Source organism: Nocardioides sp. DN36 (assembly GCF_055380375.1).
This window is the reverse complement of record NZ_AP043823.1, coordinates 2,302,018-2,316,109: the sequence shown is the minus strand read 5'-3', so window position 1 is coordinate 2,316,109 and position 14,092 is coordinate 2,302,018. Positions and strand designations below refer to the sequence as shown.

General features: G+C 72.7%; 16 protein-coding genes. 11 read left to right on the top strand and 5 right to left on the bottom strand.

Annotated features, from left to right (window positions below; translation table 11 throughout):
• Positions 1–66 precede the first annotated feature (66 nt).
• Complete coding sequence (cofC, locus tag ACZ43H_RS11965; RefSeq protein WP_464590572.1) at positions 67–702, bottom strand: 2-phospho-L-lactate guanylyltransferase; 636 nt, start codon at positions 700–702, stop codon at positions 67–69.
• A gap of 140 nt (positions 703–842) precedes the next feature.
• Here cofC and ACZ43H_RS11960 point away from each other — a divergent pair, with 140 nt between their 5' ends.
• Positions 843–1,622, top strand: a complete 780-nt coding sequence (locus ACZ43H_RS11960) for a lysophospholipid acyltransferase family protein (protein WP_464590570.1) — start codon at positions 843–845, stop codon at positions 1,620–1,622.
• Positions 1,619–2,641 carry an NAD(P)H-dependent glycerol-3-phosphate dehydrogenase gene (locus tag ACZ43H_RS11955; protein WP_464590568.1) on the top strand — a complete coding sequence of 341 codons (1,023 nt, stop codon included), beginning with the start codon at positions 1,619–1,621 and terminating at the stop codon, positions 2,639–2,641. The genes ACZ43H_RS11960 and ACZ43H_RS11955 overlap by 4 nt, the downstream gene beginning before the upstream one ends.
• Positions 2,642–2,656: 15 nt before the next feature.
• On the opposite strand, the gene ACZ43H_RS11950 is transcribed toward ACZ43H_RS11955, so the two are convergent.
• Positions 2,657–3,778: a trans-sulfuration enzyme family protein gene (locus tag ACZ43H_RS11950; protein WP_464590566.1), complete on the bottom strand. Its 1,122-nt coding sequence runs from the start codon at positions 3,776–3,778 to the stop codon at positions 2,657–2,659.
• Between the two features lie 32 nt (positions 3,779–3,810).
• On the opposite strand from ACZ43H_RS11950, the gene ACZ43H_RS11945 reads away from it, so the two are divergent.
• Complete coding sequence (locus ACZ43H_RS11945; RefSeq protein WP_464590564.1) at positions 3,811–4,944, top strand: D-alanine--D-alanine ligase family protein; 1,134 nt, start codon at positions 3,811–3,813, stop codon at positions 4,942–4,944.
• 1 nt (position 4,945) lies between these two features.
• Here ACZ43H_RS11945 and ACZ43H_RS11940 read toward each other — a convergent pair whose 3' ends face one another.
• On the bottom strand, positions 4,946–5,452 hold the full coding sequence (locus ACZ43H_RS11940; RefSeq protein WP_464590562.1) for a DUF3515 domain-containing protein: 507 nt from the start codon (positions 5,450–5,452) through the stop codon (positions 4,946–4,948).
• A complete protein-coding gene (locus tag ACZ43H_RS11935) occupies positions 5,453–5,689 on the bottom strand; it encodes an Lrp/AsnC family transcriptional regulator (RefSeq protein WP_284536751.1) in 237 nt (78 codons plus the stop codon).
• A gap of 117 nt (positions 5,690–5,806) precedes the next feature.
• Here ACZ43H_RS11935 and ACZ43H_RS11930 point away from each other — a divergent pair, with 117 nt between their 5' ends.
• Positions 5,807–6,766, top strand: coding sequence for a thiamine-phosphate kinase (locus ACZ43H_RS11930; protein WP_464590559.1), 960 nt, complete (start codon positions 5,807–5,809; stop codon positions 6,764–6,766).
• 162 nt (positions 6,767–6,928) lie between these two features.
• Here the strand turns inward: ACZ43H_RS11930 and rpmB are convergent, their stop codons facing one another.
• Positions 6,929–7,114 (bottom strand): 50S ribosomal protein L28, encoded by a 186-nt coding sequence (gene rpmB / locus ACZ43H_RS11925; protein ID WP_011756723.1) that lies wholly within the window; start codon positions 7,112–7,114, stop codon positions 6,929–6,931.
• A 277-nt stretch (positions 7,115–7,391) separates the two neighbouring features.
• On the opposite strand from rpmB, the gene ACZ43H_RS11920 reads away from it, so the two are divergent.
• The 7 genes from ACZ43H_RS11920 (at position 7,392) to rnc (ending at position 14,085) form a co-directional block, all read left to right on the top strand.
• Complete coding sequence (locus ACZ43H_RS11920) at positions 7,392–9,071, top strand: DAK2 domain-containing protein (protein ID WP_464590557.1); 1,680 nt, start codon at positions 7,392–7,394, stop codon at positions 9,069–9,071.
• A gap of 13 nt (positions 9,072–9,084) precedes the next feature.
• A complete protein-coding gene (locus ACZ43H_RS11915) occupies positions 9,085–11,325 on the top strand; it encodes an ATP-dependent DNA helicase RecG (protein ID WP_464590555.1) in 2,241 nt (746 codons plus the stop codon).
• Between the two features lie 49 nt (positions 11,326–11,374).
• The gene (rsmD, locus tag ACZ43H_RS11910) at positions 11,375–11,956 is read left to right on the top strand and encodes a 16S rRNA (guanine(966)-N(2))-methyltransferase RsmD (protein ID WP_464590553.1); all 582 of its coding nucleotides are present in this window, start codon (positions 11,375–11,377) and stop codon (positions 11,954–11,956) included.
• 3 nt (positions 11,957–11,959) lie between these two features.
• Entirely contained in the window at positions 11,960–12,457 is a 498-nt protein-coding gene (gene coaD, locus ACZ43H_RS11905) for a pantetheine-phosphate adenylyltransferase (protein WP_464590551.1), read from the top strand.
• A gap of 263 nt (positions 12,458–12,720) precedes the next feature.
• The gene (locus ACZ43H_RS11900) at positions 12,721–13,104 is read left to right on the top strand and encodes a YceD family protein (RefSeq protein ID WP_464590549.1); all 384 of its coding nucleotides are present in this window, start codon (positions 12,721–12,723) and stop codon (positions 13,102–13,104) included.
• A gap of 43 nt (positions 13,105–13,147) precedes the next feature.
• Positions 13,148–13,333, top strand: coding sequence for a 50S ribosomal protein L32 (gene rpmF / locus ACZ43H_RS11895; protein ID WP_135080093.1), 186 nt, complete (start codon positions 13,148–13,150; stop codon positions 13,331–13,333).
• Positions 13,288–14,085: a ribonuclease III gene (gene rnc, locus ACZ43H_RS11890; protein WP_464590546.1), complete on the top strand. Its 798-nt coding sequence runs from the start codon at positions 13,288–13,290 to the stop codon at positions 14,083–14,085. Before rpmF ends, rnc begins: the two co-directional genes overlap by 46 nt.
• The last annotated feature ends 7 nt before the right edge of the window (positions 14,086–14,092 follow it).

Genomic DNA, 14,092 nt, shown 5'->3' with positions numbered 1-14,092 from the left:
CTGATGGTGGGCCTCCTCCGGGAGGCCCACCATCACTGCATTTCGGCCATCACCGCACTTCGGCCGTCACTGCCTGTCGGGGTCCTGACCCGCGATCGCCGCCGTGTGGCGGCCGACGCCGAGTGCCAGGGCTCCGCGGAGGTCGTCGAGGTCGTCGACGTCGAGACGCAGCGTCGGCAGCGCACCCTCGATCTCGACCGCTCCCGTGCCGAGGTGCGCGAAGCGGGAGCCGGGGCCGAACCGCGGCGCGAACAGCGCGTACGGCGCGGCGTACATGGTCGTGCCGACGCGCTCGTGGTCGGCCACGAACGCCGCCCCGTCCGCGGGCACCCCGGCCAACGCGTCGTCGAGCTCCTCGGGTCGCAGCGCCGGCAGGTCCGCGCAGACCGCGACCGGGACCAGCCCCGGCCAGCGCCGGTCCACCTCGGCTGCGGCCTGGCGCAGGGTGGCGTTGAGGTCGCCGGTGACGCCGTCGGGGATGGACGAGCACCCGAGGGCGGCCAGCCGGGCGGCGAACGGCGCATCGTCGGTGACGGCCAGCACCGCGGAGACGCGGGAGGCGGCCAGGCACGCGGACACGGTGTCGAGGGCGAAGGCGGCCGCGAGGTCGCGGCGGCGCTCGTCGGAGGCGCCGGCGAGCCGGGACTTCCCGTGGGCCGGTGGCTTGACCGGGACCAGCACGGCGTACTGCGGAGAGGTCATCGCGACGATCCTGTCAGGCCGTCCTGCGGGCCGTCCCGCCGGTGTGTCGTGGCGAGGCGCCGGGCGGCTACGACCGAGTAGCCTGCACTCGACGTAGAGAGCGCCACGGCCGTGGGGCCGGAGTGAGGACAGGGACGCACGTGAAGGTTCGCAAGCTGCAGCAGCGGCGTGGATGGGCGTTCAACATCGCCGTGCCCATCGTCAAGCCCGCGCTGCTCGCGACGACGAAGCACGAGTGGATCGACGGGGAGAAGATCCCCGAGACCGGTGGCTTCATCCTCGTGCTCAACCACATCTCCCACATCGACCCACTGACCGCCGCGCACATCGTCTACGACCACGGCCGACTGCCGCGCTACCTCGCGAAGTCCGGCCTGTTCAGGAACAGGGCGCTCGCGTACTTCCTCTCGGCCGCCGGGCAGATCCCGGTCGAGCGGCTCAGCCGCAACGCCGTCGGCGCGTACGACGCCGCCGTGCGCGCCGTGCGGCAGGGCGAGTGCGTGGTCGTCTACCCCGAGGGCACGATCACCCGCGACCCCGGCATGTGGCCGATGACCGGCAAGTCGGGCGCCGCCCGGATCGCCCTGGCCACCGGCTGCCCCGTGGTCCCGGTGGGGCAGTGGGGCGCCCAGGACCTGCTGGCGCCGTACGCCAAGAAGCCCGACCTGTTCCCGCGCAAGCGGATCACCATGAAGGTCGGCGACCCGGTCGACCTGGCCGACCTGCTCGCGCTGCCTCCGGGGCCCGCCGTCACCCATGAGGCCACCGAGCGGATCATGGCCGCCATCACCTCGCTGGTCGAGGACATCCGCGGTGAGCAGGCACCGCCCGAGCCGTTCGACATGCGCAAGGCCGGCGTCCGCGAGACCGGCAACCCGAACAAGACCCAGAAGAAGTCCCGGAAGAAGGAGCGCCCATGAACCACGAGCCGACGAAGCACGGCAAGGTCGCCGTGTTCACCGCCGGGTCGTGGGGCACGGCGTTCTCCATCGTGCTGGCCGACGCCGGCAACGAGGTCGTGCTCTGGTCCCGCCGCGAGGAGCTGGCACGCGCGATCAACGAAGGTCACGAGAACCCCGACTACCAGCCCGGCATCGAGCTGCCGCGGACCGTCTCGGCCACGTCGGACGTCGAGAAGGCACTGCACGGCGCCGACATCGTGGTGCTCGCCACGCCATCGCAGTCCCTGCGCGGGAGCCTGACCGAGTGGGCGCCGTACATCGAGCGGGACGCCGTGATCGTCTCGCTGATGAAGGGCGTCGAGCTCGGCACCCTGGAGCGGATGAGCGAGGTCATCGCGCAGATCACCGGCGCCGGCCCGGACCGGATCGCCGTCGTCAGCGGCCCCAACCTCTCCCCGGAGATCGCGCGCCGCGAACCCGCCGCCTCGGTGGTGGCCTGCGAGGACGAGGCGGTGGCGAAGATGATCCAGCACCGGATCCACTCGCCGGCCTTCCGCCCCTACACGAGCACGGACGTGCTCGGCTGCGAGCTCGGCGGCGCCTACAAGAACGTGGTGGGCCTGGCCGTCGGCATGGCGGTGGGCCTGGGCTTCGGGGACAACACGACCGCGTCGGTGATCACCCGCGGCCTGGCGGAGACGGCCCGCCTCGCCACCGCCCTCGGCGCCAACCCGCTCACCCTGATGGGCCTGGCGGGCCTGGGCGACCTGGTCGCCACCTGCTCCTCACCGCTCTCGCGCAACCGCAGCTTCGGCGAGAAGCTCGGCCAGGGCATGACCACCGAGGAGATCTACGCCTCCACCCGCCAGGTCGCCGAGGGTGCGAAGTCGTGCTCCTCGCTCCTGGCACTGGCCCGCCAGACCGGCATCGACGCGCCCATCGCCGAGCACGTCGACGCCGTCGTGGCGGGGCGGATGACGGCCAACGAGATGATGGACGCCTTCATCGCCCGCGACACCAAGGCCGAGACCGACTGACCTGAGCTGACCGGCTCAGGTCAGCGTGTCGAGCGCCTTCGCCAGGTCGTCCCAGAGGTCGTCGACGTCCTCGATGCCCACCGACAGCCGGACCAGGCCGTCGGGGATGGTGGCCGGCTCGGACTTCCAGCGGCGCCGCCGCTCGAAGGTCGACTCCACGCCACCCAGCGACGTGGCGTGCACCCAGAGCCTCGTCTTGCGGGTCAGCAGGTCCGCGGCCATGGCACCCTGCGCCAGCACGATCGAGACGATGCCGCCGAAGCCGGGGTAGCGCACCTCCCCGACCGCCGGGTGCGCGGAGAGCCGCCGGACCAGCTCCTGGGCGTTGGCCTGGGCCCGCTCCACACGCAGGTGCAGGGTGCGCAGCCCGCGCAGGGCCAGCCACGACTCGAGGGTGCCCGGCACGGCGCCCAGCAGGTCGCGCCGTCCCTTCAGCACGGTGTGCAGCTCCTCGTCGCGGGTGACGACGGCTCCCATCAGGACGTCGCTGTGGCCGGCGAGGTACTTGGTGGCGGAGTGGACGACGAGGTCGACCTCGAGGTCCAGCGGCTTCTGCAGCAGGGGAGTGGCGAAGGTGTTGTCGACCACGACGTACGCCCCGGCCTCGTGGGCTGCCTTGCGGATGGTCTCGATGTCGGCGACCTCCAGCGCCGGGTTCGTCGGGGACTCGAGCCAGACCAGGGCCGCGTCGTCGCAGGCGGCCACGACCGCGTCCGTGTCGGTGATGTCGACCAGCTCGGTGCGCAGCCGTCCGCGCGACTCGAGGTCGCCGAGCTGCAGGACGGTGCCGTTGTAGGCGTGCCGCGGTGCGACGACCTTCGCGTCGTTGCCGACGAGGTCGAGCACCGTGGCGACCGCGGCGAGGCCCGAGGAGAAGGTCAGGCACCGCCCGCCCTCCAGAGCGCCGAGCGCCTCCTCGAACGCGTTCCAGGTGGGGTTGCCGTAGCGGCCGTACTCCAGGTCGCCACCGGCGACGTACGTCGAGGCCATCACGATCGGCTGGTTGAGCGGCTGGTCGGGGGCGTGCCCCGGCCGGCCGGCGGTCACCGCGACCGTCGAGGGCCGCCACGACGGGTCGAGCGGCACGGATGTGGGGCCGGACACGGGCTGGGGGGTGGCGGGCGAGTCCTGGGACATGGCCCCGAGCCTAGGTGGATAGTGTCAGGGCGATGAACGAGCCCACCCCCGCCACCCAGCACAGGCCTCGCGTCGCCGTCGTCTTCGGCGGCCGTTCCAGCGAGCACGGCATCTCGTGCGTGACGGCCGGCAGCGTGCTGCAGGCCATCGACCGCGCGAAGTACGACGTGGTACCGGTCGGCATCGCCACGGACGGCCGGTGGGTGCTCGAGTCCGGCGACCCCGACCGGCTGCGCATCGAGAGCGCGGACAAGCTGCCCGAGGTCGACCCGACCGGGTCGTCGGTCGCCCTGGCCCAGCAGGTGGGCTCCACCGACCTCGTGGTCAGCGAGCCGTCCCAGCCGCCGCAGAAGCTCGGCGAGGTCGACGTGGTCTTCCCGCTCCTGCACGGCCCCTGGGGCGAGGACGGCACGATCCAGGGCATGTTCGAGATGGCCGGGGTGCGGTACGTCGGCGCCGGAGTGCTCGCCTCCGCGGTGAGCATGGACAAGGCCTACATGAAGGTCGTCCTGCAGGCCGCGGGCCTGCCGGTGATGCCGTCGGTGACGGTCACCGCGCGCGAGTGGGCGCGGGACGCGCAAGCGTGCCGCGAGCGTGCGGCCGGTCTCGGCTACCCGCTCTTCGTCAAGCCCGCCCGGGGTGGCTCGAGCTTCGGGATCTCCAAGGCCCACGACGCCTCCGAGATCGACGAGGCGATCGAGGAGGCGCTGCGCCACGACCCGAAGGTGCTGGTCGAGGTCTCGGCCGAGGGTGCCCGCGAGGTCGAGTGCGGCGTGCTCCAGGCGCTCGACGGCACGCCGGAGACCAGCCTCCCGGCCGAGCTGCGGGTCGGTGGTGACCACGAGTTCTACGACTTCGCGGCGAAGTACCTCCCCGGCGAGCACACCGAGATCGACATCCCGGCCGACCTGCCCGACGACGTCTCCGGCCGCCTGCGGGACATGGCGGCCAGCGCGTTCGACGCGGTCGGCTGCGAGGGCCTGGCCCGGGTCGACTTCTTCGTGATGCCCGACGGCTCGCTGGTCGTCAACGAGATCAACACGATGCCCGGCTTCACGCCCACCTCGATGTTCCCCCAGATGTGGGCCGCGAGCGGGCTGGACTACCCCGCGCTGGTGGACCGGCTGATCCAGCTCGCGCTGCAGCGCGACACCGGCCTGCGCTGAGCTAGAGGCAGCGCTCCACGCGCTCGAGGTGCCGCTTGACGGGGTCGGCCAGCTCGCCGAGCGCGGCCGCTCCCTTCTCGGGCAGGTAGTCGCGGGGCACCTCCAGCCGCACCCGAGGTCGGTAGCCGTCCGCTGTGAACGTGGCGTCCCGGTCGCCCTGGGTCTCGTCGGGCGGCACCAGCCAGCCCACGCCGTCGACCACGGAGCAGCCCGGGATGTCCTCGAGGTCCGCCGGTCCGACGCCGCAGGTCAGCACGATCGCCGGGTCACCCCAGGCGGCGCCGTACGCGCTGTCGCCGGTGACGTCCACCGACGGCAGCCCGACCAGCGTGTCGGGGAGGTCGGCCACCAGCTCGCGGCAGGTCCGGGCGTCGGCCGCGGACAGGTCGCCGCTGTCGATCTCCGGGGGGCCGGAGCTGCACGCGGCCAGCAGCAGGAAGGTGGACGCGACGACGCCCCGTGTCCTTCCGGACCCGGGGCGTCGTCGACGTGCGGCGCGGTCAGGCACTCAGATGTGCACGACCGGGCAGGTCAGGGTGCGGGTGATGCCCTCGAGGTTCTGGACCTTCGAGACGACCAGCTTGCCGAGCTCGTCGACGTTGCGGGCCTCGGCGCGGACGATCACGTCGTACGGGCCGGTGACGTCTTCGGCGAGGGTGACCCCCTTGACCTGGGCAATGGCTGAGGCGACCTCGGCTGCCTTGCCGACATCGGTCTGGATCAGGATGTACGCCTGGACGACCATCGTGGACTCCTCGTGTGGTGCGGGGATCGTGTGCCGGTCAACCTACCGTGCGACCCGTGGCTGTCGATAGGTGCGCCCACGTCCGGGCCGCCTACCGGGATCTGGTGGGATGAGCGCATGGCCTTTCCCCCCGACGCCACGCTCGCCGACGCCGGCGAGTTCGGACTCATCAGCGCCCTCACCGACGTCTTCGAGCAGGGGGAGCAGGTGCTGATCGGCCCGGGCGACGATGCCGCCGTGCTGCGCGTGCGGACGGGCCACGTGGTGGTGTCGACGGACCTGATGGTCGAGGGACGCCACTTCCGCCGTGAGTGGGCCTCGGCCGAGGACGTGGGCCACCGCGCCGCCGCGCAGAACCTCTCCGACGTCAATGCCATGGGTGGCCGGGCGACCTCGCTGACGATCGGGCTGGCGGCCCCGGCCGACCTCCCGGTGCAGTGGGCGCTCGACTTCGCCCGCGGCTTCGCCGACGAGTGTGCGCTCGTCGGTGCCAGCGTGGTCGGCGGGGACGTCACCCGGTCCGACCAGCTGGTCATCGCCGTGACGGTCCTCGGCGCGTGCACCCAGGCGCCCGTGGTCCGCTCCGGAGCCGAGCCCGGGGACGTCCTCGCGCTCTGCGGACGCCAGGGCTGGGCGGCCGGGGGACTGGCCGTGCTCGGCCGCGGGTTCCGCTCCCCGCGGGTGCTCGTCGAGGCCTACCGGCGCCCCGAGCCGCCGTACGCCGCCGGGCAGGTCGCCGCCGAAGCCGGCGCCACCGCCATGATCGACGTCTCCGACGGGCTGCTCGCCGACGCCGGGCACATCGCGAAGGACTCCGGGGTGGCGATCGACGTGCGCCGCTCGGCCTTCCCGGTGCCCGACCCCCTGCAGGCCGTGGGCGCCGCGCTGGGCGCCGACCCGCTGCAGTTCATCCTGGGTGGCGGGGACGACCACGCCCTCCTGGCCACCTTCCCGGAGGGGTCGGTGCCCGAGGGCTGGTCGGTGGTCGGCTCGGTCGCCGAGGCCGGCGAGGACGGCCCGGTGGTCACGGTCGACGGCGCTGCGTACGACGGCCCCACCGGCTGGGTGCACTTCTAGCGGAGACGCGTCAGCGGATCCGCTGATGGTGGTCGAGCGAGCCGCGCGACCGAGCCTGCGAGGTCGCGACCGGCGTGTCGAGACCCGTCGTCGGCTCCTGCTGACGCAAGCAGAAGGCCCCCGAAAGCTGCTCGGCAGCTTTCGGGGGCCTTCGTGCTTACGTCAGCGCGTGACCTTGCCGGCCTTGAGGCAGCCGGTGCACACGTTGAGGCGCTTGGGGGTGCCGTTCACGGTCGCCCGCACGCGCTGGATGTTGGGGTCGAAGCGTCGCTTCGTGATCTTGCGCGACCACGGCCGGTTGTTGCCGAAGCCAGGCTTCTTGGCGCAGATGTCGCAGACGGCAGCCACCGTGAACTCCTGAAGAAATCGAGGTACCAGAAAATGGGCCCGAGCGAGCGGGCAACCGAGCCAGAGTATCCGATCTCCCCGGCTCGGTGCGAATCGTGACGGGCCACCCCCGGGGCGACCCGTCGCCCGCGACGTGCTGCGGGCGGTGTGGGGCGCCTCCATGGTGCCACGCCCTATCCTGTGGCCCTCACCCGGCGTGGTCGCGACGACGTGCCCAGGCGCGGGACCCACGACACGAACACAGGCGGGCCACACAGGCAGGCGGCAGAGGCAGGCGATGGAAGTACCGCACGGGGGCACGATCGGGCTCGCCGTCGTGCTGCGCTTCGTCGACATCGCCACGGACGCCCTGGCGCAGGCGCGCGAGGAGATCGACGCGCTCAACGTCTACCCCGTGCCCGACGGCGACACCGGCACCAACATGTTCCTCACCGTCTCCGCCGCGCGCGACGCGATCCGGGAGGCGACCGGGGGAGACCCGAGGGCCGAACGTGGCCCGGCCCTGGCCGCCTGCAGCCGCGGTGCCCTGCTCGGGGCGCGTGGCAACTCCGGGGTGATCCTCAGCGAGATGCTCGGCGCGATCTGCCACCGGATCGCCGCCTCGCGACCCGACGAGCGCAACGCGGTCGTGATGGCCGAGGCCCTGCGGCGGGCCGCGGACGCCAGCTACGCGGCGGTCGGGACACCGGTCGAGGGCACCATGCTGACCGTCGCCCGGGCGGCGGCGGAGGCCGCCGAGGTGCGTGCGGCCGACCCCCGCGCCCGCGCACGCGACGTGTTCACGGCGGCCGCCGCGGCGGCCCGCGAGGCGCTGGCACGGACCCCCGAGCAGCTCCCGGTGCTGCGCAACGCCGGCGTCGTGGACGCCGGTGGGCGCGGTGTGAGTGTCATCCTCGACGCAGCCGAGACCGTGCTCACCGGGCGTCGCCCGACACCGGTCACCGCCCCGTTCGGCCGCCACCACATCCCGGTCCCGCACCCCGCCGAGGCCCGCGAGGGCGACCTCACGGCCGACGGTCCCGCCTACGAGGTGATGTACCTCCTCGACGCCGACGACGACCGGGTGGCGGTGCTGCGCAAGACCCTGGCCGGCCTCGGCGACTCGCTGGTGGTCGTGGGCGGCGAGGGACTGTGGAACGTCCACGTGCACGTCGACGACGTCGGCGCCGCGATCGAGGCCGGCATCGAGGCGGGGCGTCCCCACCGGGTGCGGGTCACGCACTTCGCCGAGCAGGTGGAGCGCGCCCGCGAGCGCACCCGCGAACGGACGGGCCGACGGATCGTCACCGTGGCCGCCGGACCCGGCCTGGCCGAGCTCTTCGTGGAGGCGGGCGCAGTCGTGGTCGACGGCGGTCCCGGGCGGCGCCCCTCGACGGGGCAGCTGCTCGAGGCGATCACCTCCTGCGGTGCCGTCGAGGTCGTGGTGCTCCCCAACGACCCCGACTCCGTGCGGGTGGCCGAGATCGCGGCCCGCACCGCCGAGGAGGACCACGGGATGCGTGTCGCGGTCATCCCGACGCAGGCGCAGGTGCAGGGGCTCGCGGCGCTGGCCGTGCACGAGCCGGGCCGCACCTTCGACCAGGACGTGCTGGAGATGACCGCCACCGCCCGGCACGCCCGGCACGGAGCCGTCACCATCGCCGCGCGGCAGGCCATCACGATGGCCGGGCCCTGCGAGCCGGGTGACGTCCTCGGCGTGGTCGCCGGCGACTTCGCGCTGGTCGGCGCGGACCTGTACGCCGTGGCCACCGATGTGCTCGACCGGCTGCTCGGCGGTGGCGGCGAGCTGGTGACGATCGTCGCCGGGGCGCCCGCCGACGACAACACGGCCCATCCACACCCCGCCGAGCTGGCCGCCCGGAGCGCCGCGTGGGTCGAGGAGCACCACCCCGCTGTCGACGTCGTGGTGTACGACGGGGGGCAGGAGCGCTACCAGCTCCTGATGTCGGTCGAGTGAGCCGGAGCCGCGCATGATCACCCTCTCCTCACCCGTCGAGTCCGTGCTCGGGGGCAACGCGAAGCGCGGCCTGCGCGCCGGGATCACGGAGGGTCTCGGGATCCGCACCGTGGGCGACCTGCTGCGCCACTTCCCCCGCCGGTACCTCGAGACCGGCGAGGTCTCGCGGCTCGAGGACCTGCAGGAGGGCCAGCTGCTGACGATCGTCGGCGACGTGGTCCGCAGCAGGGTCAACACCTACCAGGACCGGCGCACCGGCCGCCCGGCGTACCGTCTCGACGTCGTGGTGCGCACCGAGGGGCCGTCCCTGCGCATGTCGTTCTTCGCCAAGTCGCAACGCATCAGCGAGTGGCAGGCCAGCCGGATGTGCGTCGGGCGGCGCGGCATCTTCCTCGGCAAGGCCGGCACGTTCCGGGGAGAGTGGCAGCTGACCAACCCCCAGACGGTGCTGTTCGGGTCCGGCGAGGAGGACGCCGCGCAGATGTCGCTGGACGCGATGCGCGACCTCTACCCGATCTACCCCCAGACCAAGGGCGTCGACTCCTGGGACCTCCAGCGTGCGGTGACCTTCGCGCTCACGGTCCTCGACGACGTGCCCGAGCTGCTCCCTGAGGACGTCCGGAAGGCCTACCGCCTGCTCGACATCCAGCAGGCCTACCACTGGGTCCACGCGCCCCAGGACCTCGGCGAGGTACGCCGCGCGCAGCGCCGGTTCCGCTTCGAGGAGGCCCTGGTCACGCAGCTCGTGCTGGGCCGGCGGCGGCGCGAGCTGATGGCCCTCGGGGCCCAGGCCCGCACCGGCCGCGAGGGCGGGCTGCTCGACTCCTTCGACGCGCGGCTGCCGTTCGAGCTCACCGAGGGCCAGCAGGTCGTCGGCGACGAGATCGAGCGCGACCTGGCCCAGCCGCACCCGATGCACCGGCTGCTCCAGGGCGAGGTCGGCTCCGGCAAGACCGTGGTGGCGCTGCGCGCGATGCTGCGCACCGTCGACTCGGGTGGCCAGGCGGCGCTGCTGGCGCCCACCGAGGTCCTGGCCCAGCAGCACCACCGGTCGATCACGGCGATGCTCGGCGACCTGGCCGCGGGCGGCATGCTCGGCGGGGCCGCCGACGCCACCAACGTGGAGCTCCTGACGGGGTCGATGACCAAGGCCCAGCGGACCGCCCCGCTCTCGCGGATCGCCACCGGCGAGGCCGGCATCGTGGTGGGCACCCACGCCCTGCTGGAGGACCAGGTGATGTTCGCCGACCTCGGGCTCGTGGTCGTCGACGAGCAGCACCGCTTCGGGGTCGAGCAGCGGGCCGCGCTCACCGACAAGGCCGCCAGCCCTCCGCACGTGCTGGTCATGACCGCGACGCCGATCCCGCGCACCGTCGCGATGACCGTCTTCGGCGACCTCGAGACCTCCACGCTGACCGAGCTCCCGGCGGGTCGCGCCCCCATCCAGACCAACGTGGTCCCGCTGGGGGAGCAGCCGCTCTGGATCAACCGGGTGTGGGAGCGGCTGCGGGAGGAGGTCGGCAAGGGCCACCAGGCCTACGTCGTCTGCCCGCGGATCGTCCGCGACGAGATGGAGCAGGGGGAGCGCGACCAGCTCGACCTCGACGAGGACGGCAACCTCGTCGTGGACCGCACCGGCACCGGCCTCAGCTCGGTGGTCGACGTGGCCGCCGACCTCGCCGACGCCCGGCTGCCGGGGCTGCGCATCGGCGTCCTCCACGGCAAGCTCCCGGCCGACGAGAAGGACCGCACCATGCGCGCCTTCGCGGCCGGCGAGATCGACGTGCTCGTCTCCACGACCGTGATCGAGGTCGGTGTCGACGTGGCCAACGCCACCGCGATGGTGCTCCTCGACGCGGACCGGTTCGGCGTCTCCCAGCTCCACCAGCTGCGGGGCCGGGTGGGCCGCGGTGGCCACCCCGGGCTGTGCCTGCTGGTGACCCGCGCCGAGACGGGCTCGCCGGCCCGGGACCGTCTCGAGGCGGTGTCGCGAACCACCGATGGGTTCGAGCTGAGCCGGGTCGACCTCGAGCAGCGGCGGGAGGGCGACGTGCTGGGCAAGAACCAGTCCGGCTTCCGCTCCAGCCTGCAGAACCTCCGCGTGCTCCGCGACGAGGAGACGATCCTCGACGCCCGCGCGGCCGCCAAGGACCTGCTGGACGCCGATTTCGAGCTGCGTCAGGCTCCGGGCCTGGCGGCCGCGGTGGAAGAGATGGAGCGCTCGGTGCAGTCTGAGTTCATGGAGAAGTCGTGAGCGCCCTCGGTGGGTGCTCGGGGCCCTCCGCGTCGCACGGGGGGCGGGCATGACGCGCATCATCGGGGGGTCGGCCGGCGGCCGGCGGATCACGACGCCGCGGGGCGCCAGCACACGACCGACCAGCGACCGGGTCCGCGAGGCGCTCTTCTCGGCAGTGGAGTCGTGGTGCGGCTCGCTCCACGGCCTGCGCTTCCTCGACCTGTACGCCGGGTCCGGCGCGGTGGGCCTGGAGGCGTGGTCCCGTGGTGCCGGCGTCGTCACCCTGGTCGAGCAGGACCGCCGCACGGCCGCGCTGATCTCCCACAACGCGCGGGCCCTCGGGTTCACCCGGGCCAACGTGGTGGCGGCGCCGGTGTCCACGACGCTGCGGCGGCCCCCCGCGGCGCCGTACGACGTCGCGTTCCTCGACCCGCCGTACCCGCTGGAGGACACCGCCGTGGCCGCCGACCTGCGGGCTCTGGTGACCCAGCACTGGCTCGTGCCGGGTGCGCTGGTGGTCGTCGAGCGGTCCGCCCGCAGCCCGGAGCCCCGCTGGCCCGCGGGCTTCGACGACACCCGGGACAAGCGCTACGGCGAGACCGTGCTCTGGTACGGTCACGCCGCCTCAACGCCAGACCCCGAGGAGTAGCCCGTGCGCCGAGCCGTCTGTCCCGGATCCTTCGACCCGGTCACCAACGGACACCTCGACATCATCTCCCGCGCCTCGCGGCTCTTCGACGAGGTCGTGGTCGCCGTGGGCGTCAACAAGTCCAAGCGGCGGCTGTTCACCGCCGAGGAGCGCATGGAGATGCTGCAGGACGTCTGCAGCGGGTTCGACAACGTGGAGGTCGCCGGCTTCGAGGGCCTCCTGACGACGTTCTGCGCCGAGCGGGACATCCACGCCATCGTCAAGGGCCTGCGCGCCGTCAGCGACTTCGACTACGAGCTGCAGATGGCCCAGATGAACGCCTCACTGGCCGACGTGGAGACCGTGTTCGTGCCGACCAGCCCCGAGTACTCCTTCCTGGCCTCGAGCCTGGTCAAGGAGGTGGCGACGTTCGGCGGCGACGTCTCCGGGCTGCTCCCCGCGTCCGTGCACCAGCGTCTCGTCGAGCGGCTCCACGAGCGCTCGGCGTCCGGGGAGGGCTGAGCCGTGGGGGCCTGTTTTGCCGTCCCGAGCCCTCGACCGTTAACATTCTTCGCGATCTGTCCTGTCCGGACCTGGAAGTGAATCCCCTGAGCAAACTGGACCCGAGAGCGCCGCTCGTGCTCGACACCCGCGAGCTCGGCCGCCGCCCGGGGTCCCAGCGCGGGGTGACACGTTCGGTTCCGGCACCGGCAGATCTGGGCATCGAAGTCCTTCGTGTCCCCGAAGGCTCGCCGGTCGAACTCGACCTGCGGCTGGAGGCGGTCATGGAGGGGGTGCTGGTCACGGGCACGGCGACAGCCGCGCTCGAGGGCGAGTGCGTACGGTGCCTGGAACCCATCACGGACGACCTGTCCGCGACGTTCCAGGAGCTGTACGTCTACGACGACCCTCACGACCGGTCCCACTCCGAGGAGGACGACGAGGTCAGCAAGCTGGAGGACGACCTGCTCGACCTCGAGCCGCTGCTGCGGGACGCGGTGGTGCTCGCACTGCCGTTCCAGCCGCTGTGCCAGGACGACTGTCCCGGACTGTGCCCCGAGTGCGGGGCCCGTCTGGCAGACGACCCGGACCACGGGCACGAGGCTGCGATCGACCCGCGGTGGGCGAAGCTGACCAAGCTCGAGCAAGACCACGAACAACCCGAGTAACACGTGCGGCCGGACGTCCCGGTCAAGGTAAGAGGAGAGAACAGTGGCTGTCCCGAAGCGGAAGATGTCGCGCAGCAACACGCGTCACCGTCGCTCGCAGTGGAAGGCCGTCGCGCCGTCCCTGGTGACCTGCGCGAACCCCGCCTGCGGTGCCAAGCACCTCCCGCACCGTGCGTGCGGCGAGTGCGGCCAGTACGGCGCGCGGGCCGACCGTCGTCAGGTCCTCTGACCAGACCCGGTCCACTGACCAACTACGGCGAGCTACGAGCAGCGCTCGGGAACCCTGAGCTGGATCCCGAGCTGCTCGAGCGCGCCCTCACCCACCGGTCCTTCGCCTACGAGAACGGCGGACTGCCGACCAACGAGCGCCTGGAGTTCCTGGGCGACTCGGTGCTCGGCGTCGTCGTGACCGAGACGCTGTACCGGACGCACCCCGACCTCTCCGAGGGCCGGCTGGCCAAGCTGCGTGCCGCGGTCGTGAACGCCCGCGCCCTCGCCGAGGTCGGCCGCGGCATCGGGCTCGGCGAGCACGTCAAGCTCGGCCGGGGTGAGGAGTCCACGGGCGGCCGCAACAAGGCGTCGATCCTGTCCGACACCGTCGAGGCGGTGCTCGGGGCGGTCCACCTCAGCGGCGGCTTCGTCGTCTCCGCCGAGGTCGTGCACCGGCTCTTCGACCCGCTCATCGAGGCCGCCTCGGCCATGGGCGCCGGCCTGGACTGGAAGACCTCCCTGCAGGAGCTCTCCGCCGAGCACGGCCTCGGCGTGCCCGAGTACGTCATCGAGGACGACGGGCCCGACCACATGAAGACCTTCACCGCGAAGGTCAGGGTCGGCGAGGGTCTCTACGGCAACGGCGTGGGTCGCTCCAAGAAGGAGGCCGAGCAGGCCGCCGCCGAGACGGCGTACGGCGAGATCGCCGCCGACCTCGGCGTGGAGGACCCGGCCATCGGCGCGGCCCAGACCGCCGCACGCGACAACTGACGCACCC

What these genes read in the sequence shown, in the direction of transcription:
- cofC (WP_464590572.1), bottom strand. Translation starts at nt 702, where the DNA reads ATGACCTCTCCGCAGTACGCCGTGCTGGTCCCGGTCAAGCCACCGGCC.
- ACZ43H_RS11955 (WP_464590568.1), top strand. Translation starts at nt 1,619, where the DNA reads ATGAACCACGAGCCGACGAAGCACGGCAAGGTCGCCGTGTTCACCGCC.
- ACZ43H_RS11950 (WP_464590566.1), bottom strand. Translation starts at nt 3,778, where the DNA reads ATGTCCCAGGACTCGCCCGCCACCCCCCAGCCCGTGTCCGGCCCCACA.
- ACZ43H_RS11945 (WP_464590564.1), top strand. Translation starts at nt 3,811, where the DNA reads ATGAACGAGCCCACCCCCGCCACCCAGCACAGGCCTCGCGTCGCCGTC.
- ACZ43H_RS11935 (WP_284536751.1), bottom strand. Translation starts at nt 5,689, where the DNA reads ATGGTCGTCCAGGCGTACATCCTGATCCAGACCGATGTCGGCAAGGCA.
- ACZ43H_RS11930 (WP_464590559.1), top strand. Translation starts at nt 5,807, where the DNA reads ATGGCCTTTCCCCCCGACGCCACGCTCGCCGACGCCGGCGAGTTCGGA.
- ACZ43H_RS11920 (WP_464590557.1), top strand. Translation starts at nt 7,392, where the DNA reads ATGGAAGTACCGCACGGGGGCACGATCGGGCTCGCCGTCGTGCTGCGC.
- ACZ43H_RS11915 (WP_464590555.1), top strand. Translation starts at nt 9,085, where the DNA reads ATGATCACCCTCTCCTCACCCGTCGAGTCCGTGCTCGGGGGCAACGCG.
- rsmD (WP_464590553.1), top strand. Translation starts at nt 11,375, where the DNA reads ATGACGCGCATCATCGGGGGGTCGGCCGGCGGCCGGCGGATCACGACG.
- ACZ43H_RS11900 (WP_464590549.1), top strand. Translation starts at nt 12,721, where the DNA reads ATGGAGGGGGTGCTGGTCACGGGCACGGCGACAGCCGCGCTCGAGGGC.